21 protein-coding genes are annotated in these 20989 nt (G+C 60.1%); 8 read left to right on the top strand and 13 right to left on the bottom strand.

What is annotated here, in order from left to right; genetic code table 11:
* The first annotated feature begins 58 nt into the window (after positions 1–58).
* The 3 genes from BMY54_RS03355 to BMY54_RS03345 all read left to right on the top strand — a co-directional run bounded on the left by BMY54_RS03355 (position 59) and on the right by BMY54_RS03345 (position 2177).
* The gene (locus tag BMY54_RS03355) at positions 59–1189 is read left to right on the top strand and encodes a PepSY-associated TM helix domain-containing protein (protein WP_093429927.1); all 1131 of its coding nucleotides are present in this window, start codon (positions 59–61) and stop codon (positions 1187–1189) included.
* Entirely contained in the window at positions 1186–1365 is a 180-nt protein-coding gene (locus BMY54_RS03350) for a hypothetical protein (RefSeq protein WP_093429926.1), read from the top strand. The genes BMY54_RS03355 and BMY54_RS03350 overlap by 4 nt, the downstream gene beginning before the upstream one ends.
* A 182-nt stretch (positions 1366–1547) precedes the next feature.
* Positions 1548–2177 carry a glutathione S-transferase gene (locus tag BMY54_RS03345; protein WP_093429925.1) on the top strand — a complete coding sequence of 210 codons (630 nt, stop codon included), beginning with the start codon at positions 1548–1550 and terminating at the stop codon, positions 2175–2177.
* 208 nt (positions 2178–2385) lie between these two features.
* On the opposite strand, the gene creD is transcribed toward BMY54_RS03345, so the two are convergent.
* From creD to BMY54_RS03320, 4 genes are all read right to left on the bottom strand, one after another.
* Complete coding sequence (creD, locus tag BMY54_RS03335; protein WP_093429923.1) at positions 2386–3756, bottom strand: cell envelope integrity protein CreD; 1371 nt, start codon at positions 3754–3756, stop codon at positions 2386–2388.
* 175 nt (positions 3757–3931) lie between these two features.
* A complete protein-coding gene (gene creC / locus BMY54_RS03330) occupies positions 3932–5350 on the bottom strand; it encodes a two-component system sensor histidine kinase CreC (RefSeq protein WP_093429922.1) in 1419 nt (472 codons plus the stop codon).
* On the bottom strand, positions 5350–6030 hold the full coding sequence (gene creB / locus BMY54_RS03325; protein WP_093429921.1) for a two-component system response regulator CreB: 681 nt from the start codon (positions 6028–6030) through the stop codon (positions 5350–5352). Before creB ends, creC begins: the two co-directional genes overlap by 1 nt.
* Before the next feature lie 73 nt (positions 6031–6103).
* Positions 6104–6607: a retropepsin-like aspartic peptidase RloA2 gene (locus BMY54_RS03320; RefSeq protein ID WP_007909997.1), complete on the bottom strand. Its 504-nt coding sequence runs from the start codon at positions 6605–6607 to the stop codon at positions 6104–6106.
* A 257-nt stretch (positions 6608–6864) separates the two neighbouring features.
* Here BMY54_RS03320 and BMY54_RS03315 point away from each other — a divergent pair, with 257 nt between their 5' ends.
* Positions 6865–7752 carry an acyltransferase gene (locus tag BMY54_RS03315; RefSeq protein WP_093429920.1) on the top strand — a complete coding sequence of 296 codons (888 nt, stop codon included), beginning with the start codon at positions 6865–6867 and terminating at the stop codon, positions 7750–7752.
* A gap of 1 nt (position 7753) precedes the next feature.
* Here the strand turns inward: BMY54_RS03315 and BMY54_RS03310 are convergent, their stop codons facing one another.
* Entirely contained in the window at positions 7754–8311 is a 558-nt protein-coding gene (locus BMY54_RS03310; protein ID WP_093429919.1) for a DUF2780 domain-containing protein, read from the bottom strand.
* A gap of 150 nt (positions 8312–8461) precedes the next feature.
* On the opposite strand from BMY54_RS03310, the gene BMY54_RS03305 reads away from it, so the two are divergent.
* From BMY54_RS03305 to BMY54_RS03290, 4 genes are all read left to right on the top strand, one after another.
* Positions 8462–9097, top strand: a complete 636-nt coding sequence (locus tag BMY54_RS03305; protein WP_093429918.1) for an RNA polymerase sigma factor — start codon at positions 8462–8464, stop codon at positions 9095–9097.
* Complete coding sequence (locus tag BMY54_RS03300; protein ID WP_093429917.1) at positions 9094–9768, top strand: anti-sigma factor; 675 nt, start codon at positions 9094–9096, stop codon at positions 9766–9768. Before BMY54_RS03305 ends, BMY54_RS03300 begins: the two co-directional genes overlap by 4 nt.
* 561 nt (positions 9769–10329) lie before the next feature.
* Positions 10330–10554: a hypothetical protein gene (locus BMY54_RS03295; RefSeq protein ID WP_007909992.1), complete on the top strand. Its 225-nt coding sequence runs from the start codon at positions 10330–10332 to the stop codon at positions 10552–10554.
* A 37-nt stretch (positions 10555–10591) separates the two neighbouring features.
* The gene (locus tag BMY54_RS03290; protein WP_093429916.1) at positions 10592–10804 is read left to right on the top strand and encodes a cold-shock protein; all 213 of its coding nucleotides are present in this window, start codon (positions 10592–10594) and stop codon (positions 10802–10804) included.
* A 71-nt stretch (positions 10805–10875) separates the two neighbouring features.
* On the opposite strand, the gene fdhA is transcribed toward BMY54_RS03290, so the two are convergent.
* The 8 genes from fdhA to BMY54_RS03245 form a co-directional block, all read right to left on the bottom strand.
* On the bottom strand, positions 10876–12075 hold the full coding sequence (gene fdhA, locus BMY54_RS03285; protein ID WP_093429915.1) for a formaldehyde dehydrogenase, glutathione-independent: 1200 nt from the start codon (positions 12073–12075) through the stop codon (positions 10876–10878).
* A gap of 173 nt (positions 12076–12248) precedes the next feature.
* Positions 12249–13106, bottom strand: coding sequence for a formyltetrahydrofolate deformylase (gene purU / locus BMY54_RS03280; protein WP_064589552.1), 858 nt, complete (start codon positions 13104–13106; stop codon positions 12249–12251).
* A gap of 213 nt (positions 13107–13319) precedes the next feature.
* Positions 13320–13952 (bottom strand): sarcosine oxidase subunit gamma, encoded by a 633-nt coding sequence (locus BMY54_RS03275; RefSeq protein WP_008086919.1) that lies wholly within the window; start codon positions 13950–13952, stop codon positions 13320–13322.
* 132 nt (positions 13953–14084) lie between these two features.
* Positions 14085–17102, bottom strand: coding sequence for a sarcosine oxidase subunit alpha (locus tag BMY54_RS03270; protein WP_093429914.1), 3018 nt, complete (start codon positions 17100–17102; stop codon positions 14085–14087).
* A complete protein-coding gene (locus BMY54_RS03265; protein ID WP_007913119.1) occupies positions 17099–17428 on the bottom strand; it encodes a sarcosine oxidase subunit delta in 330 nt (109 codons plus the stop codon). Before BMY54_RS03265 ends, BMY54_RS03270 begins: the two co-directional genes overlap by 4 nt.
* Positions 17429–17442: 14 nt before the next feature.
* Complete coding sequence (locus tag BMY54_RS03260) at positions 17443–18693, bottom strand: sarcosine oxidase subunit beta (protein WP_034155011.1); 1251 nt, start codon at positions 18691–18693, stop codon at positions 17443–17445.
* A gap of 20 nt (positions 18694–18713) precedes the next feature.
* Positions 18714–19967 (bottom strand): serine hydroxymethyltransferase, encoded by a 1254-nt coding sequence (gene glyA / locus BMY54_RS03255; RefSeq protein ID WP_093429913.1) that lies wholly within the window; start codon positions 19965–19967, stop codon positions 18714–18716.
* A gap of 284 nt (positions 19968–20251) precedes the next feature.
* Positions 20252–20962: a TraX family protein gene (locus BMY54_RS03245; protein WP_093429911.1), complete on the bottom strand. Its 711-nt coding sequence runs from the start codon at positions 20960–20962 to the stop codon at positions 20252–20254.
* Positions 20963–20989: the final 27 nt, after the last annotated feature.

Genomic DNA, 20989 nt, shown 5'->3' with positions numbered 1-20989 from the left:
AGGCCCTGTGACCAGGCCGTCCCTCGGGGACGGCTTTGGTGTTTTTGAAGGTCATGAAATGAAAAGTAAAACAATTCGTCGCTGGTCGTTCATCCACACCTGGACCAGCCTGGTCTGTACCGTGTTTTTGCTGATGCTGGCCTTGACCGGTCTGCCGCTGATTTTCCATCACGAGATCGAACATCTGCTCGGCGATGCACCCGAAGTACGCGAGTTGCCAGCCGATACGCCTCGATTGAATCTGGCGCAACTGGTCGTGGCCGCCGAACAGCATCGCCCCGATGACGTCGTGCAGTACTTCGGCTTCGATGACGATGAGCCGAACGCCGTGCTGACGATCATGGCGAAAACCGCTGGCACCGAACCGAATTCCTCGCACACGTTCATGCTCGATGCGCGCACCGGGGAAGCGCTGGAAACGCCTTCGGCCAATGGCGGCTTGATGCTGTTCATCCTGCGCCTGCATGTCGACATGTTCGCCGGGCTGCCGGGCAAGTTGCTGCTGGCGTTCATGGGGCTGCTGTTTGTCGTGGCCATCGTATCCGGGACAGTGTTGTACCTGCCGTTCATGCGCCGCTTGAAGTTCGGCACCGTGCGTCAGGACAAATCCACCCGCCTGCGCTGGCTCGACCTGCACAACCTGATCGGTGTCGTCACCCTGACCTGGGCGCTGGTGGTGGGCGTGACCGGCGTGATCAGCGCGTGCGCCGACTTGTTGATCGCGGCCTGGCGCAACGATGCACTGAACACCTTGATCGCACCTTATCGCGATGCCCCGCCACTGACACATCTGGCACCGGCCACACGTTTGCTCGATATCGCTGGCGAAGTCGCGCCGGACATGCAGCCGGACTTCATTGCCTTCCCCGGCACACGCTTTTCCAGCGAACACCATTACTCGGTGTTCATGAAGGGCGGTACGCACCTGACCTCGCATCTGCTGACGCCGGTGCTGATCGATGCGACCACGCTGCAGGTCACCGCCGTGGCCGAACGGCCGTGGTACATGGACGCCATGGGCATGTCGCAGCCGCTGCACTTTGGTGACTATGGCGGCATGCCGATGAAAATCCTCTGGGCCACTCTGGATGTGCTGACGATCATTGTGCTCGGCAGTGGCGTGTATTTGTGGGTGGTTCGGCGCAGAGCGGCCAGGCCTGTGCTGGAAACGGCGGAGGCCTCCGCATGAAGCCGCGTCAGTCGAGTTTCTGGAAAGTGTTCAGCACGCCGATCGTGATTGCGTTGCTCAGTGCGGCGGGGTTGTTTGCGGCGCTGCTTGGGGATGGGATTTGGGATGCGTTGAGCTGGGTTGGGCTGGGTGTGCCGGCGTTTCTGGCCATAAGAGGATTGTTGCTGCGCGGGTGAAATCTGTGTTGCCTGGGATGGCCCCTTCGCGAGCAAGCTCGCTCCCACATTTGAAATGCGTTCCCCTGTGGGAGCGAGCTTGCTCGCGAAGGCGGCAGTAATTACACCATCAATTCCTCGCCAGCCTCGCCGCATCTGGCTAGGCTAACCTCCTGCTCTTCGACGATCACCGAGGTTTACCAATGTCCGCCCCCAGCATGACCCTGTACCACAACACGCTCTCCCCGTTCGTGCGCAAAGTGATGGTGTTGCTGCACGAAACCGGCCAGCAGGATCGCGTCTCTTTGCAAGATTGCGTGCTCAGCCCGGTCAGCCCGAGCGCTGAACTCAATGTCGACAACCCGCTGGGCAAGATCCCCGCCCTGCGCCTGGCCGATGGCAACGTCATCCATGACAGCCGTGTGATCCTCGAATACCTCGATCAACAACACGTCGGCAATCCGCTGATCCCGCGCGAAGGCGCGGCCCGCTGGCGGCGTCTGACCCTGGCCTCGATGGCCGACGGGATCATGGATGCGTCGGTGATGGTGCGTTATGAAATGGTCCTGCGCGCGCCGGAAAAGCATTGGGACGAATGGCTCGAGGCTCAGCGCGACAAGATCCGCCGCGCCCTCGCAGTGTTGGAGCGCGACGCGATTGCCGAGCTGACCAGCCACTTTGATGTGGCGGCGATCAGCGTCGCCTGTGCGCTGGGTTACCTCGACCTGCGCTTCCCGGACCTGGGCTGGCGTGATGCCAACCCGCAATTGGCCAACTGGTTCTTTGAAGTGAGTCAGCGACCTTCCATGATCGCCACGATGCCCAAGCCTTAAATCGGCGGCGCTTGTTCCGGCCTCTTCGCGAGCAGGCTCGCTCCCACAGTTGTATTGTGTTGTTCATGCCATGGATGCAACGACATAAATCCAATGTGGGAGCGAGCTTGCTCGCGAATGAACCACCTCGGTTCCGATGGTAGCGCTGCAAAAATCAGCGTCACCAAAACCTCCGCCTCTCGCTGATCTTCACGTAATCCCACCCGGCTCATTGCATCGCCCCCACATCAAACTCCAACGGCTTGCCCGGCTTCTGCCCAATCCCGTACCAATCCAGTTTGCGCGTTAGCACCATGAACACACCGAGCAGACCGAACAGCAACAACGAGCCCATCAACAACGCGTAATCCTCGGCACTCAGCAAGCCATAAAGCAGGCCATACAACGCCGCCAACCCCGCCGAAAAACTCAAACCGTGGCGCACACTGCGCAGCACGTGGCAGACATAAAACCCGATCAACAACACACAACCGCTGGCCGACAACAGATAGGCCAAAGCAAAACCAATGTGCTCCGACAACGACAGCAACAACAGATAAAAGAACGCCAGCGCCACACCGACCAACGCGTATTGCACCGGGTGCACGGCCAGACTCTTGAGCACTTCGAACAGGAAGAAACCAGCGAACGTCAGGACAATGAACAGCAGCGCATATTTGATCGCCCGGTCACTCTTCAGATATTGATCCACCGGATCGATAAAGCTCACACCGAAGCTGCGACCGTTGAACGCCTCGCAATCATTGCTGCTCACGCAACGGCTCATGGCGTCTTGCAGGTTGGTGGAGAAAAACGTGGTCTGCCAATCGGCGCTGAAACCTTGATCATTGATTTCACGTTTGCCCGGCAGGAAGTTGCCGACAAAGCTTGGATGCGGCCAGTTGGCGGTGAGGCTGACGCTGCTGCTCTTGCCCACCGGCAGCACCTGCAATGAACCGGTGCCTTGCAGACGCAGGTCGAAGCCGAAGCTCAGTTCCGTGGTTTTACTGGTGTCGAGCAACGGCAGCGTGACCCGCACACCTTCACCGAGCCAACCGACTTGCGTACCTGGAACGAAATTGAGGCGCTGTCCATCGAGCTCGAGTTTCAGCGCATTTTCGATACCGCGAATATCGCTGATACCGACCGCGAGAAACGGTGCATCGAACTGGTAGTCGCTGAAGTCTTCCTTGATGCCCAATTGCGCCGGCAATGAGAAATGGCCGTTGATACGGTTATCGGCGTGGAACAACCGCGCTTCATAAATGCCTCGTGCACGCAGTTCGGTTTGCACCTGGCCGTCGAGTTCGAAACGCTCCGGCAGGAAGTACAAACGACCGCGTTCTTCGCTCGGTTCGTCGTAACGCTGGTTGGTTTTATCGTTGGTTTTCCAGTTGTGAATCACTTTGCGATACGGCACCACCATCACCGGGCCGCTCAGTTGCTGGCTGTAGCTGGAGCTGCGGGCAATGTCTTCGAGCACACCGTCACGCAGCTGTTGGCGCTCGTCGATGACGCCGTCGATCATCAGCAGCGGGATCAGCAACAGCAGGATCAGCAGGGCGATGGCGCCGAGCTTGATGGTCAGATTCTTGTTCATGGGACTCTCCCTGTTTGGATGGGCAGAGTCTGCTGAGTGGGTGTGGGGGTTTTGTGGGGGGAATGTGGAGATTGTGTGGAGACTTCACCGGCCCTATCGCGAGCAGGCTCACTCCTACATTTGGAATGCGCTCCCCTGTAGGAGTGAGCCTGCTCGCGATGGCCGCAACTCGGTATCAAGGCAAGCGCAATGTCACTTCAACCCCGTTTTCAACATTGCGAATCTGCATCGCCCCACCATGCAACTTGATCACTTCTTCAACGAAGTTAAGCCCCAACCCCGTGCTTTTGCGCCCACTGTCCGGGCGCGGCAATGAGTAAAAACGCTCGGTCAACCGCGGCAAAGCGTAATCGGGAATCGGCGCCGTCTCATTGAACAATCGACATTCGATTTGCTCGCCAACCCGCTCGGCACTGAAGCGCAACAGCCCCTCAACCGGGGTGAAATCCAGCGCATTTTCCAGCAAGTTGCCCAGCGCCTGACGCAACAGAAACGGCTCGCCAATCAACAGCAGATCCGCGGCAATCGTCTGTTCGATGCGCAACTGTTTGCCTTCAATTCGCGCTGCCTGCCCCTGCAACAACTGATCAACCAGCGCCGCCAACGGCACGGCGACCCGCTCTTCAAGGCCCTGACGTTGTTCCACCTGCGCCAGATTCAGCAACCGTTCGATCAACTGCTGCATCCGCGCACTTTCGCTGTCGATGTTGCCGACAAACCGCAAGCGCTGAACCGGCGGCATGTCGCCTTGCAGCAACTCCGCCGCACCGCGAATCGCCGCCAGCGGACTTTTCAGTTCATGGGTCAGCGTGTGCACATAACGCTCGACGTAGGCCTTGCCTTCCAGTTGCGTGCGCATCTGTTCCACGGCGGTAGCCAGTTGTTCCAGTTCACCACCACGGTAATGCGGCACTTCCACCCGCCGGCCTTCGCTCACCGCCTGGGCATAACCGGTCAGACGGTGCAGCGCACGGCTCAGCCACCACGACAACAAAGCACCAAACAGCAGACCGAGGCCGATCAACCCGGCGCCGTAAAACAGCAAGCGCCGCTCGGTGCGATCGACATAGGGCTGCAATGAGCTGTTGGGCTTGGCCACGGTGACTACGCCGATGATCTTGCCGTTATCGCGAATTGGCGCGCCGACGTGCATCACCGACGAGCTGGCGTCATCCGGATCACTGCGGCTCGAACGTGCGCCGTACTCACCGCGCAGGGTCAGGTAGACATCGTTCCAGCGCGAGTAATTCTGACCGACCGCGACACCACTGGAATCGAGCACGACGATGCCTTTCGCGTCGGTGACGTAGATACGGTGGTTGACCTGATTTTTCGGCAAGCCCCAGATGGTCGCTTGCGGCTGGCGCTCGCCATAGGCGCGCAGCAACTCGGGCCAGCGGTTCTCGCTAAGGGTGCCGGCCTTGAAATCATCACGGAGGATTTCCGCCATCAGGTTGGCGGTATCGACCAGGGTTTCTTCGGTGGACTGGCGCACGCCGGGGCGGATTTCTTCCATTACCGTGTTGAGCACAAAGTACCCGGTGAGGCCGACAAACAGCACATACACCAGAAAGATCCGCAGCCCCAGCGACATCAGCTGTGCCCCGGGCTGTAGCTGTAACCGAGGCCGCGATGGGTCTGGATCGGCTCGGCGTCGGCCCGCACCAGACGCAGTTTGGCGCGCACGCTTTTGATGTGGCTATCGATGCTGCGCTCGTAGCCGGCGTCGGCAGCGACGCCCAGCGCATCGAGTAATTGCTCGCGGCTGAACACACGCTCGGGTTGTTCGAGCAGGCATTGCAACAGGCGGAATTCGTGGCGGGTCAGGCTTAACGTCTGGCCGCGATAGCTGATTTGTACGCGCTCGGGATCGATGCGAAACAGCGCCGAAGAGGCTTCAATCACTGGACGCGGCGCCATGCGTTTCAGGATTGCCTTTACTCGCGCCGCGATTTCACGCGGGCTGAACGGCTTGACCACGTAGTCGTCGGCGCCGATCTCCAGCCCGACCACGCGATCAATCTCGGCATCGCGGGCGCTGAGGAACAGCACCGGCACGTCGCTGAAGCGACGTAGCTGTTTGCAGGTCTCGAAGCCGCTGATGTCCGGCAGGCCGATGTCGAGGATGATCAGATCGGCAGGCGTCTGCCGCTGATGCTCCAGCGCCGCCGCGCCGAGGCTCAGCCACGTGGTGCCGAACCCCTCGCCTTGCAGGGCAAAAATCAGCGTATCGGCAATCGCCGCTTCGTCTTCGACAATCAGGATATGAGGCATGGCGTCCGAGCCCGTGGGTTAGGTGCGCGAACGGTGCCCCAAGCCTGACGTTACGTCAATGAGACCACTTGGCTCAGCAGTCCGGTTTATCCGCCGTGAAGCGCCGCGCCGGGTTAACCGCCGCGCCGAACTCGCGCAAGGCCTTGGCACCGATCAGCAGCGGATAATTGAAGTTGCTGCGATCGGTCAGGTTGACCTCGACGGTACGCTTGACGTTGCCCAGGCACAGCTCCAGATCGACCACCGGACGTTTGGCGACTTCGGTGCTTTCGCCCTCATCCTCTTCATCCGAGCGGCTCTTGATCTTGCTGATCCGCGCGACCTTGTGTTCGTAGACCTTGTTGCTGGCGTCCTTGGTGCCGAGGCGGAAACGCACCCATTCATCGCCATCGCGGGTAAAGGTTTCGATGTCCTTGGCCGACAGCGAGGCGGTCAGTGCGCCGGTGTCCATCTTGGCCTTGAGCACTTCACCGCCGATTTCCGGCAGCGCGATGTATTCATAGCGCCCGTACAGGGTCGGCTCGGCGGCCATGACCGGCAGGGCGACGAGGGCAAACAGTGCAAGGAGGGATTTCACGTAAGGGGCTTCCTTGAGAGGTTGGGCAACGGGATTTTAGACCGTTGCGCGCTTGATCGTTCCCACGCTCTGCGTGGGCATGCATCCAGTGACGCTCTGCGTCACAGGGACGCGGAGCGTCCCGGGCGGCGTTACCACGCAGAGCGTGGGAACGATCAGGTTAACGCGACTGAAGTGAAACATTCGTCACCACCGATTTGGCCTGTCGCGCGAAGCTGCTTATCATGGCGCGCCCATCCGTTTGCAAAGAGTTGCTTATGCGCCGCCTGCTCACCGGCTGTTTCGTCACCCTGCTGCTGTTGCTCAACACCCTGATCTTGATCGGGCCGTTGCTGGTATTTGCTCTGCTCAAACTGGTCGCCCCCGGCCGCTGGCGCGATTACGCCTCGTGGGCGGTGATGTGGATCGCTGAGACCTGGGCCGAGATCGACAAGCTGATTTTCCGCCTGTGCATCCCCACTCAGTGGGACATTCGCGGTGGCGAAGACTTGCGCAGTGACACTTCGTATTTGGTGGTCAGTAACCACCAGTCGTGGGTCGACATTCCGGCGCTGATCCAAACCCTCAACCGGCGCACGCCGTTCTTCAAATTCTTCCTTAAGAAAGAACTGATCTGGGTGCCGTTTCTGGGGCTGGCGTGGTGGGCGCTGGATTACCCGTTCATGAAGCGCTACACCAAGGCGTTTCTGGCGAAGCACCCGGAGCTGGCCGGCAAGGATCTGGAAATCACCAAACAGGCCTGCGAGCTGTTCAAGCGTCAGCCAGTGACCGTGGTGAACTATCTGGAAGGCACCCGCTACACCGCGGCAAAAAGCGCCCAGCAGCAATCACCGTTCAAGCACTTGCTCAAGCCCAAGGCGGGCGGCGTGGCGTTTGTGTTGGCGGCGATGGGTGAACAACTGGATGCGATTCTCGACGTCACGGTGGTTTATCCACAGGCGAACATACCGGGCTTCTGGGATTTGATCAGCGGCAACGTGCCGCGCGTGATCATCGATATCAAGACCCGCGAACTCGACCCGGCGCTGTGGCAGGGTGATTACGAGAATGATCCGGCGTTTCGTCAAACGGTCCAGAGCTGGGTCAACCAGCTCTGGAACGAGAAGGATCAGCGCATCGCCGAACTGCGCGGCGAACGCGGCTGAATCAGCTACCGGTGCCGGCGCCCCAGATGCTGCCGAGGCTTTGCAGCAGCGGGCCGCCGACGCCCTGTTCACCCAAGTACTTGAGCAGCACCGGGGCAAACTGGCCAACCATGCCACTGTCCATGCCCAGCGCGCCGAAGGCATTGTTCAGGTCATTGGTGTCCTTGACGTTGCCCAGCGCGTTTTCGAGTCCGGCTGACTTGCCCGACGAGCCCAACAAGCCGCTCAGCGCCGCCAGGTTGCCGCCACCGCCCGACAGTTTGTCGATGCCCGGTACTTCTTTGGCCAACTGTGAATAATCAGTGCTGCTCAACTGGTTCTTGGCCAGGCCAAGCATGGCGCTGGTGCCGCCGACGGCTTGTTGAGGGGTAACCCCCAGACCGGTGACGGCTTGCAGCAGACCGGCGGTTTCCGAGGTCGGCGCCGCGGCGGTGGCAGCGTTGCCGCCCTGCATGCTCGAAGCCGCCTTGGTCACGTCGTCCAGACTGAAACCGGCGAACACCGGGCTGGCCGCAAGGGTCATCAGTGAAGCCAAGGCAATACCGCGTGAAATCTTCATTCAGACATCCTCTTGCGCTGTGAAAACCACCCGTTGCACGGGCAGTGAAACTGCCGGTTTGACCGGGTATCCGCCGGCATGTTCCGGCGCGGCGCATCCATTTTCGTCCGGCCTGCGTATATAAAACGTGAAATCCCGGACACCTTCGCGATGAATGGCACAACCGCTATCACTGAACTAGCCTGTGAACAGTCCGAGCCCAGCCCTCGTCGCTCTACCTTTGCCTGGAGAGTCGTCATTTCCATCGCCGACACCGATCAGTTGCGCCAGCTGTTGGCCCAGTGTGCACTGGGCGATCGTCGCGCCTTCGAAACGCTGTACCGCAGCGTCGGCCCGCGTCTGCATGGTGTCGCTCTGCGGTTTATGCGCCGCACCGATCTGGCCGAGGAAGTGCTGCAGGAAAGCTTCGTGCGCATCTGGAACAACGCCTCGCGCTACGAAGCGCACCTGTCGGCGCCGCTGACCTGGATGATCAACATCACCCGTAATCAGGCCATCGATCAGTTGCGCAAACATCGCGAAAGGCCACTGACTGATCTGGAACAGGACACACTGCCGGACGAAAGCCCCTCGGCTCACGAGCAACTGAACAGCGCCCGCGAGGCCAACGCGCTGAACCGATGCCTCGAAACCCTCGAAAGCATGCAGCGCCAGTCAATCACCGTGGCCTACTTTCAAGGACTGTCGTGCACGGAACTCGCCGAACATCTCGCCACGCCACTGGGGACAGTCAAATCGTGGATTCGCCGTGGCATGGAACGCCTGCGCCGGTGCCTTGAATCATGAACTACCAGACCCCTGCCCTGCGCCGCGCCCTCGCTGCCGATTACGCCATCGGCCTGATGTCTGCACCTGCGCGGCGGCGCTTTGAACAGTTGCTACTGGATGACGCGGCATTAAGGGCTGAACTGGCGCAATGGCAGGAAAGCCTCGCCACTCTCACCGAAGCGCTGCCGGAACATCCGGTGCCCGACCGCGTGTGGCACGGCATCACCGCGCGCATCGAACCACAGGTTCTGCATGTGCCTGAAAAACGGCCATTCTGGAACTGGCTGCGACTCACCGCTGCGATCTGCTCCATTGCCGTGCTGGTGCTCCTCGGCTCGCTGTACAACCGCGACGACGCCCGCTACCGCGCCACGCTGCTGACCGCCGATGCGCAACCGGCGCTGAAGGTCGAAGCGCATGCGGATTATCTGCAAGTTGAGCCGCTGACGCTGGCGGCGGTTGATGCGGATCGTAGTCTGGAACTGTGGGCGATTCCGGCGGATGGCAAACCGATTTCCCTCGGCGTTATTCCGGCGGGAGGCAAAGGCAAGGTTGAGCTGAGCGAAGCGCAGAAAGCCTTGATCGGTAAACCGATTGCGCTGGCGGTAAGTCTTGAGCCGAAAGGTGGTTCGCCGACCGGGCAGCCGACAGGGCCAGTTCTTTATCAGGGGGCTTTGGCGGCCCTATGAAACAAAGCCCCTCACCCTAGCCCTCTCCCAGAGGGCGAGGGGACTGACCGTGGTGTTCTCTCGAGTTTCATCGACCTGAATTACCGAGCCGAACTCGGGCCCGATAACAACGCAAATCTGCTCCCTTTCCCCCTCTCCCTTAGGGAGAGGGCTGGGCGGGCGGCGTTCCGATGAGGGTAGCTTTTTACCTTGGATTTCAACAAAAAACGACGAACCTGAGGCCGCCGTTTTGTATTGCGCTCAAGCATTACGCCGCACTAAACAACTTATGCGGATCAAATCACAAACTTCTTCGGCACACCCGTATCGAACTCGCCATACCTTCCAACGCCTGATCGAGGCTGACCTCCCCGCAAGACTTCAAATCCGCGAAACAACCCGAGGGCTGAGATCTTTTTAGGTCGTTAATTGCTTGTCGTGAAAATCAATATTTCAAAAAGAACTAGACACCTGTCAGATCTGACAGGTGTCTAGCGATCCGGGCTGGAATAGGCTGCTGGTGTGTCAATTGTTCGAAGAAAGCGAGGTGCAATTAACGGTCATTCAACGGGAGATACGGTGATGGAGAAGCAACTCAGTCCGCGCGATCAACTGCTCGAATCAGATGTCCCGCCGATCATCTTTTGCATCAGCCCGGACGATCCGATCATCAAATACATCAAAGCGGGGCAGAAGGTTACTTATGACCTTGTGCGTGGTGATAACGGTCAATATTACGCAGTCGATATAAAACTGGCTCAGGACGAGGACTTTCTCAAACATCCTCATTCTTCTGTAGTTTTGTAAATATTTTAACCAATCAATCGAAGCAGGAAGCAAAGACATGGCAGGTAGAGAGAGTGGCACGGTCAAGTGGTTCAACGATGAAAAGGGGTTTGGTTTCATAACGCCGAAGAATGGCGGCGATGACCTCTTCGTTCATTTCAAAGCAATCAAGGCTGACGGGTTCAAGACTTTGAAGGAAGGACAGTTCGTTAGTTACATTGCTGCTAAAGGGCAGAAAGGACTGCAAGCGGAAGAAGTAGAAATTGAGTAAAAGCGGAAGGAAATTCCCGCCCCCCATGAAACACGGCGCCTCAATGGCGCCGTTTTCTATTGTGTAAAACCTTACGCCGCACTAAACAACTTATGCGGATCAATCACAAACTTCTTCGGCACGCCCGCATCGAACTCGCCGTAACCTTCCGGCGCCTGATCGAGGCTGATCACCTGCACGCCTACCACTTCAGCAATGTTGATGCGATCCCACATGATCGCCTGCATCAGTTGGCGGTTGTACTTCATCACTGGGGTTTGCCCGGTGTGGAAGCTGTGCGACTTGGCCCAGCCCAGGCCGAAGCGAATGCTCAGGCTGCCCATTTTTGCGGCGGCGTCGACGGCGCCCGGATCTTCGGTGACGTACAGACCCGGGATACCGATCTTGCCAGCAACACGCACCACGCCCATCAGCGAGTTGAGCACGGTGGCCGGCGCTTCGGCTTTGACCCCGTCGTGGCCATGGCCGCGAGCTTCGAAACCAACGCAGTCCACTGCACAATCCACTTCCGGTTCGCCCAGCAGTGCGGCAATCTGTTCGTGCAGCGGCGTGTCCTTGGACAGGTCGACGATTTCAAAACCCTGTGCCTTGGCGTGCGCCAGGCGGATGGTGTTGACGTCGCCGACGATCACCACCGCCGCACCGAGCAGACGCGCGGAAGCGGCAGCGGCCAGACCGACCGGGCCGGCGCCCGCGATATAAACGGTGCTGCCCGGGCCAACGCCGGCAGTGACGGCGCCGTGGTAGCCGGTTGGGAGGATGTCGGAGAGGCAGGTCAGGTCGCGGATTTTCTCCATGGCCTTGTCGCGATCCGGCAGTTTCAGCAGGTTGAAGTCGGCGTACGGCACCAGCACGTATTCAGCCTGGCCACCGGTCCAGTCGCCCATGTCGACATAACCGTAAGCACCGCCGGCACGGGCCGGGTTGACGGTCAGGCAGACGCCTGTGTGTTGCTCTTTGCAGGAACGGCAGCGCCCGCAAGCCACGTTGAACGGTACGGAGACCAAGTCACCGATTTTCAGGTTTTCGACGTCGGAGCCTTTTTCGATCACCTCGCCGGTGATTTCGTGACCCAGCACCAGACCGGTCTGCGCCGTGGTACGGCCGCGCACCATGTGTTGGTCGGAGCCGCAGATGTTGGTGGAAACCACTTTGAGAATGACCCCGTGCTCGATCTTGCGACCGCGCGGGTCCTGCATTTTCGGATAGTCGATTTTCTGTACTTCGACCTTGCCAGCGCCGAGATACACCACACCACGATTGCCAGACATGCTTTCACCTCGCTGTTGTTTTTATGGAACCGCGTTGCCCAGGCAGGCAGCGCGTTAAGTGCTCGGGTACAGATGCTGTTTATGTGTTGCCTGTTATGGCCTCTTCGCGAGCAAGCTCGCTCTCACAGGGGTATGCGTTCCAATGTGGGAGCGAGCTTGCTCGCGAAAGCGATCTAAAGAACGACCGTGCGATTGGCGTTGAGGAAAACCCTTCTTTCGATGTGATATCCAACAGCACGGGCCAGTGTCAGTCCTTCAATATCCCGCCCCTTGGCAATCAGATCCTCAGGGTAATGACTGTGATCCACCGCCTCGACGCCTTGGGCAATGATCGGCCCTTCGTCGAGATCGTTATTGATGTAATGCGCCGTCGCGCCAACCAGTTTCACGCCTTTGTTGTAGGCCTGGTGATACGGCTTGGCGCCTTTGAAACCCGGCAGCAGCGAGTGATGAATGTTGATCGCCTTGCCATCGAGCTTGCGGCACAACTCCGGCGACAGCACCTGCATGTAGCGGGCGAGGATCACCAGTTCAGCGCCGGACTCTTCGATCACCTGCCACACCTGACGTTCCTGCGACGGTTTGTCGTTGGGGTCGAGGGGGAAATGGTAGTAGGGAATCTGGTGCCAGTCGGCCAATGGCTTGAGATCCGGATGGTTGGACACCACCGCCGCCACATCCATCGACAACTGGCCGATGCGCTGGCGGTAGAGCAAGTCGTTGAGGCAGTGATCGGCCTTGGAGACCATGATCACCACTTTCGGCCGGTAGTTCGGCGCGGTCAATTCGAAGACCATGCCGAAGGCCTGACCACGTTCGGCTAAACCCGCGCGGAAGGATTGCTCGTCGAAACCGTCGGGTTGACGGAATTCCACGCGGATGAAGAAACGCCCGGAGAGGCGGTCATCGAACGAGTGGTGCTCGGTGACGTAGCAGCCCTGCTCGAACAGAAAACGCGTCACCGCGTCCACCGTGCCGAGGACGCTGGGGCAGTCGGCGGTCAGAATCCATGTGTCTGGGGCGCGGCTCATGGTGCGGTGACTCCTGTTCTTGTGCGGGGTGTCAGGTTTTTCCCTCACCCTAGCCCTCTCCCAGAGGGAGAGGGCTAGGGTGAGGTGTTGTTTCGAGCCACGCCGACCTGAAATATCGCGGCGAACTCAGGCTCGAAAACTCTACAAATCTGCTCCCTTTCCCCTCTCCCCCCTGGGGGAGAGGGCTGGGGTGAGGGGGCAGCTCTTGATCTTTCAGGCCTGAACGCTCAACCCGTACTCAGCCGAAGCATCCTGCAACCACAACCACCAGTAATCCGAAAAGCTGCGACGAATCAGCAATTCCCAAGTGTCTTCCGCCGTATGGCGAATCATCAACTGCGACTTGGCAAACACCGTGCCGACCGCTTTACCCACCGGGAAATTGTTCGGGTGCACGTCGTAGCTGGTGGACTTCATCAGCACCTGACGCACGTTCGGCCCGCTCAGTTCGAGCACTTGCTGGCCGCCGCTGACATTGACGATCGCGATGTGCAGATCGCCCAGGGCTTCACGCAGTTTCTGTTCGGCGGCGAATTCCTCACCGCTTGGCACGATCAGCAGCCACTCGTCCGGGCCCATCCATTGCAGGCTGGTTTCACCTTTGACGATCACGCTCAGAGCGCCGGGCAGTTCGATACCCAGGGCCTTGTGCACACCGGCGGCGAACGCGGCATCGTGGCCATCGCCACGAATGGTCAGGTGACCGAGGAGTTTCTTTTCCCGCACGATCACGCCGGCGTTCTTGCGGCCCTTGCCGACCAGGCTGGCGAGGTCGGCATGGTGCAGCGACGACTCGGCCTTGGCGCCGGTGGTCGGGCGTTGTTGGTAAACATTGGCTGTGGTCATAAAGCACCTTCCTGAATTCTTGATCGTTCCCACGCTCTGCGTGGGAATGCCGCCATGGACGCTCTGCGTCCGCTCTTGGGACGCGGAGCGTCCCGGGATGCATTCCCACGCAGAGCGTGGGAACGATCAGTGTCAAATGTTCTGGCGATCACCCTTCGGATCGAAGAACACCGAAGAAACAATCTCCGCCTCGATCACGCTGCCATCGGCCAGCGGTGCAAACACCCGCTCACCCATGCGCTTCAGACCGCCCTTGACCACACCCATGGCAAACGAATAACCGAGGGAGTTGTGCGCGTAGCTGGACGTCACGTGGCCGACCATGGTCATCGGGATCGCCTGCTTGGTGTTGAACACCAGTTGCGCACCTTCCGGCAGCCACACGTTCGGATCGATCGGTTTCAAGCCGACCAACTGCTTACGCTGATCCTTCACGCAATCTTCACGGTTCATCCCACGCTGGCCGATCCACGAGAACGGTTTGGTGCGACCCACACACCAGCCCATATTCAAGTCGTCCGGGGTCATCGAGCCGTCCGTGTCCTGACCGACAATGATGAAGCCCTTCTCGGCACGCAGGACGTGCATGGTTTCCGTGCCGTACGGGGTCAGGTTGTACTGCTTGCCGGCCTCGACGATTTTCTCCAGCACGCCCATCGCATAGTCGGCCTGGACGTTGACTTCGTACGACAGCTCACCGGTGAACGAGATGCGGAACACCCGCGCCGGCACGCCGCCGACCAGACCTTCTTTCCAGGTCATGAACGGGAACGCTTCGTTACTCAGATCAATGTCGGTCACGGCGCTGAGCAGCTTGCGGCTGTTCGGCCCGGACAGGGTCATGGTCGCCCAGTGGTCAGTCACGGAGGTGAAGTAAACCTTCATGTCCGGCCATTCGGTCTGGTGGTACAGCTCCAGCCACTGCAGCACGCGCGCCGCGCCGCCGGTGGTGGTGGTCATGACGAAATGGTTGTCCGCCAGGCACGCCGTGACACCGTCGTCGAAGACCATGCCGTCTTCTTTGCACATCAAACCGTAGCGGGCCTTGCCCACGTCGAGTTTGGTCCAGGCGTTGGTGTACACGCGGTTGAGGAACTCGCGGGCATCCGGGCCTTGAATGTCGATCTTGCCGAGGGTCGAGGCGTCGAGCAGGCCGACGCTGTCGCGCACGGCTTTGCATTCGCGCTTCACGGCGGCATGCAGGTCTTCACCGTTTTTCGGGAAGTACCAAGGACGTTTCCACTGACCGACGTCTTCAAACTCGGCACCGTTCTTCACATGCCAGGCATGCAGCGCGGTGTGACGAACCGGTTCGAAGATGTGCCCGCAATGACGACCGGCCACGGCGCCGAAAGTCACCGGCGTGTAGTTCGGACGGAACATGGTGGTGCCCATCTGCGGGATGGTCACGTTCAGCGAGCGGGCCGCGATGGCCAGACCGTTGACGTTGCCGAGCTTGCCCTGATCAGTGCCGAAGCCCAGTGCGGTGTAGCGTTTAACGTGCTCGACCGACTCGAAACCTTCGCGGGTTGCCAGTTCGATGGCGGCGGCGGTCACGTCGTTTTGCAGGTCGACGAATTGCTTCGGCGCCCGTGCGGTATTCTTTTCATGCGGCACCTGGAACAGCGCCAGCGTCGGTTCTTCGTGACGGCTGAGGGCTTTTGGCAGCACGCCTTCGACGGTCTGGAAACCGGCTTCAGCGGCAGCGCGCACGCCACCTTCAAAACCGTCAGCCAGCGAATCGCCGAGACCGTACACGCCGTTGATGCCACCAACGCACACGCGCTTCTGCGGTGCTTCGCCCGGCACGAAACCGAGGATGTCTTCACGCCAGGTCGGCTTGCCACCGAGGTGCGAGGCCAAGTGAACGACCGGGCTGTAACCGCCGGAACTGGCGATCACATCGCAGTCGAGCCATTCGCCCGGGCTGGTCACGGCGTGCGCTTTGACATCGATCGCGGCAATACGAGCAGCGGTGACGCGCTTGCTGCCACGGGCTTCGATCACGGCGCTGCCGGTGAGAATGCGGATGCCTTTGGCGCGGGCTTCTTCCACCAGCGCACCACGCGGATTGCTGCGCGCATCGGCGATGGCCACCACTTGCAGACTGGCGTCGAGCCAATCCAGTGCCACGCGGTAGGCGTGATCGTTGTTGGTGCTGAGGACAAGCTTCTTGCCCGGTGCTACGCCGTAACGACGCACGTAAGTCGACACCGCACCGGCAAGCATGTTGCCCGGCACATCGTTGTTGCCGTAAACCAGCGGACGCTCGCAAGCACCGGTCGCCAGCACCACACGCTTGGCGCGAACACGGTGAATACGCTGACGCACCTGACCGATTGGCGCACGGTCGCCGAGGTGATCGGTGAGGCGTTCGTGAATGGTCAGGAAGTTGTGGTCGTGGTAACCGTTGACCGTGGCGCGCGGCAACAGCAGCACATCCGGGGTGTTCTTCAGTTCCGTGATGACGCTGGCGACCCAGTCCATCGCCGGTTTGCCGTCGAGGCTTTCGCGGGAATCGAGCAGGCTGCCACCGAACTCTTCCTGCTCATCGGCAAGAATCACTCGGGCACCGCTGCGCGCAGCGGCCAGGGCAGCGGCGAGACCGGCCGGGCCAGCACCGACGATCAGCACGTCGCAGTGCTGGTTCATGTAGTCGTAGGTGTCCGGATCATTCTCGGTCGGCGAACGGCCCAGACCGGCAGCCTTACGAATGTACTTCTCGTAGGTCATCCAGAACGACTGCGGGTACATAAAGGTTTTGTAGTAGAAACCCGGCGGCATCAGCTTGCCGCCGACCTTGCCGAGAATACCCATCATGTCGTTGTTGACGCTCGGCCAACCGTTGGTGCTGGTCGCAACCAGACCTTGATACAGCGCCTGTTGCGTGGCGCGCACGTTGGGAATCTGCGTGGCTTCGGTAGCACCGATCTGCAGCACCGCGTTCGGCTCTTCGGCACCGGCGGCGAAGATCCCGCGAGGACGCGAATACTTGAAGCTGCGGCCAATGATGTCGACGCCGTTGGCGATCAGTGCGGCGGCCAGCGAGTCACCCTCGAAGCCTTTGTAGCTCTGACCGTTGAAGGTGAAGCTCAGCACTTTGTTGCGGTCGATCCGTCCACCGTTGGACAGGCGATTGGTCTGGCTCATACCTTCTCTCCCAGCGCCGTCGTGGCTGTTTTCGCCGAATCAGCCTTGTCGGTGAATTGCGGCTTGGTGCCGATCTTGTAGGTTTCGAGAATCTCGTAGGTCACGGTGTCGCGGGTGACGTTGAAGTACTGGCGGCAACCGGCAACGTGATCCCACAGTTCGTGGTGCAGACCGCGCGGGTTATCGCGGAAGAACATGTAGTCGCCCCACTCCTCGTCGGTGCAGGCGCCAGGGTCGAGCGGGCGCGGAATGTGCGCCTGACCGGATGCGTGGAATTCCTCTTCGGAGCGCAGTTCGCCGCAGTGAGGACAGAAGATATGCAACATGGGGATTTCTCCTGTTAGTGGGCGACGGCAGCAGCGCCGTGTTCGTCGATGAGTGCGCCGTTGTGGAAACGGTCGATGGAAAACGGGGCGGCCAACGGGTGCATTTCACCCTTGGCCAGACTCGCGGCAAACACGTTGCCCGAGCCAGGTGTGGCCTTGAAGCCGCCGGTGCCCCAACCGCAGTTGAAGAACATGTTCGGGACCGGGGTTTTCGAAATGATCGGGCAAGCGTCCGGCGTGGTGTCGACGATGCCGCCCCACTGCCGGTTCATGCGTACCCGCGACAGCACCGGGAACATCTCGACGATGGCCTGGATGGTGTGCTCGATCACCGGATACGAACCGCGCTGGCCGTAGCCGTTGTAGCCGTCGATACCGGCGCCGATCACCAGATCGCCCTTGTCAGACTGGCTGATGTAACCGTGCACCGCGTTGGACATGATCACGCTGTCGATAATCGGCTTGATCGGCTCGGACACCAGCGCTTGCAGCGGGTGGGATTCGATCGGCAGACGGAAACCGGCGAGTTTGGCCATGTGCCCGGAGTTACCGGCCGTGACCACACCGACGCGCTTGGCCCCAATGAAACCCTTGTTGGTTTCGACACCGATGCACACGCCGTTTTCCTTGCGGAAGCCGATCACTTCGGTCTGCTGGATCAAGTCGACACCGAGGGCGTCAGCGGCACGGGCAAAGCCCCAGGCCACGGCATCGTGACGGGCAACGCCGCCGCGACGCTGAACAGTCGCGCCCAACACTGGGTAGCGAGTGTTTTTCGAGCAGTCGAGGTACGGAATCTCGTCAGCGACTTGCTTGGCGTTGAGCAGTTCGCCATCGACGCCATTGAGGCGGTTGGCGCTGACCCGACGCTCGGAATCACGGATGTCCTGCAGGGTGTGGCACAGGTTGTAGACGCCACGCTGGGAGAACATCACGTTGTAGTTGAGATCCTGCGACAGGCCTTCCCACAATTTCATCGCGTGTTCGTAGAGGTGCGCCGACTCGTCCCACAGGTAGTTGGACCGCACGATGGTGGTGTTGCGCGCGGTGTTACCGCCGCCCAGCCAGCCCTTCTCGACCACGGCGACGTTGGTGATGCCGTGTTCTTTGGCCAAGTAGTAAGCCGTCGCCAGACCGTGCCCGCCGCCGCCGACGATGACCACGTCGTAGACCTTCTTCGGCGTTGGCGTGCGCCACATGCGCTGCCAGTTTTCGTGGTGGCTGAGGGAGTGTTTGAAGAGGCCGAAGCCCGAATAGCGTTGCATAGTCATTTACTCCAGAACGCTCAGCGATAAACCGGGAAGTCTGCGCACAGGGCCGACACTTGCTGGGCAACATTGGCCTCGACATCGGCATCGCCGAGGTTGTCGAGGATGTCGCAGATCCAGCCGGCCAACACTTCGCACTGGGTCACCTTGAAGCCGCGAGTAGTGACGGCCGGGGTGCCGATGCGCAGGCCCGAGGTCACGAACGGCGATTGCGGGTCGTTGGGCACGGCGTTCTTGTTGACGGTGATGTGCGCGCGGCCAAGGGCGGCGTCGGCGTCTTTGCCGGTCAGGCCCTGACGGATCAGGCTGACCAGGAACAAGTGGTTGTCGGTGCCGCCGGACACTACATCGTAGCCACGCTTGATAAACACGCGGGCCATCGCCTGAGCGTTGTCGATCACCTGTTGCTGATACGCCTTGAAGCCTGGCTCCAGCGCTTCCTTGAAGCACACGGCTTTACCGGCGATGACGTGCATCAGCGGGCCGCCCTGGGCGCCAGGGAACACGGCAGCGTTGAGCTTCTTCTCGATCTCTTCGTTGGACTTGGCCAGGATCAAGCCGCCACGTGGACCGCGCAGGGTTTTGTGCGTGGTGGTGGTGACCACGTCGGCGTACGGCAGCGGGTTCGGGTATAGACCGGCGGCGACCAGACCGGCAACGTGGGCCATGTCGACAAACAGCAGCGCACCGACCTTGTCAGCGATCTGACGGAAGCGCGGGAAGTCCAGCGTCTTCGAGTAAGCGGAGAAACCGGCGACGATCATTTTCGGCTTGGACTCAACGGCCAGACGCTCGACTTCGTCGTAATCGATCAGCCCGGTGTCGGTGTTGATACCGTACTGCACGGCGTTGTAGAGCTTGCCCGAAGACGACACCTTAGCGCCGTGGGTCAGGTGCCCGCCGTGGGCCAGGCTCATGCCGAGGATGGTGTCGCCCGGCTGGATCAGCGCCAGGTACACGGCGCTGTTGGCCGAAGAACCGGAGTGCGGCTGGACGTTGGCGTAATCGGCGCCGAACAGTTGCTTGGCGCGTTCGATGGCCAGCGCTTCGACTTTATCCACATGCTCGCAGCCACCGTAGTAGCGCTTGCCCGGATAACCTTCGGCGTATTTGTTGGTCAGGCCGCTGCCTTGCGCTTGCATGACGCGTTTGCTGGTGTAGTTCTCCGACGCGATCAGCTCGATGTGATTTTCCTGACGTTGCTCCTCGGCATTCATCGCCGCCAGCAGTGCATCGTCGTAACCCTGGATCTGGTCTTGCTTGCTGAACATCGCGTCTCTCCCAGCGGCATCTGTGCGCCATTCGTCTCGGTAAGGCACTGGCATTGAAGGCAGTGCCCTTTGATGCCGATGGTATGACCGGCGCAGACAGCTCAAATGCCTGCGCGCGCCACGCAAAGGTGCGTTTACGACATGGCTGGAAATGCCCTGACAGACACAGTCCTCAATATGACGAAGAACCCTGTGGGAGCGAGCTTGCTCGCGAAGAGGCCGTGTCAGTCAACATCAATGCTGGCTGACACACCGCTTTCGCGAGCAAGCTCGCTCCCACAGGGTTATGTAAAGAGTTGGCGGACGGCGAGTAGCAGGAGGAAATGCGCTGGATAGAGGGCGTAAGCCCAGCGCCGCATCGGCGGTGGCTGGAGATGTCGCACATGTCGCAACAGGAACAGCCCGAGCACTGGCGCAAACAGACAAATGGCAATCCCGAGGATGGCGACGCTACTGCCGAACCTCGCCGAGTCGTACAGGACTTGCCATTGGTTGGCCGCCAGACACACCAACCCCGGCAGCAGGCTGAAATACCACGGCCGGCGAAACACCAGCAGCAACGCCAGCGGCAACAGAATCCCGAACAAACCAAACATCAGTCGTTCCGGAAACATGGCGGCCAACACCAGCGCAGCAACACCCAGCAATCGCGACATGCTCGAGGGATCCTGCCACCCCCGCGCCACCAGCAAGCCCAACGCCAGCGTCGGCATCACGTTCAACGTATCGGGCTCAGGAATGTACAGCCGATAGGGAATCTCACTGACTGCACTGAACAGCATCAACCAGCCCAGATAGCGCCATTCCATCCTCCGCGACCCGGCGCGCGCCAGATTCGCCGCCATCGCCAGGCAAAACCACGGAAACGCCAGCCGCCCAGGCACATACAGCCAATCGGCGGAGAACCCGGCATATCGCAGGTGATCGAGCAACATGCACAGCAGCGCCAGCCACTTGAGCAGATCCAGTGCGCCGTCGCGTTTGCTCAGGTGCATAATCGTCCTACAAACTGGTAATTTCCT

Source organism: Pseudomonas sp. ok266 (assembly GCF_900110195.1).
GTDB lineage: Bacteria > Pseudomonadota > Gammaproteobacteria > Pseudomonadales > Pseudomonadaceae > Aquipseudomonas > Aquipseudomonas neuropathica.
The sequence above is the reverse complement of the archived record's forward strand: the minus strand, read 5'-3'. Positions and strand labels throughout refer to the sequence as shown.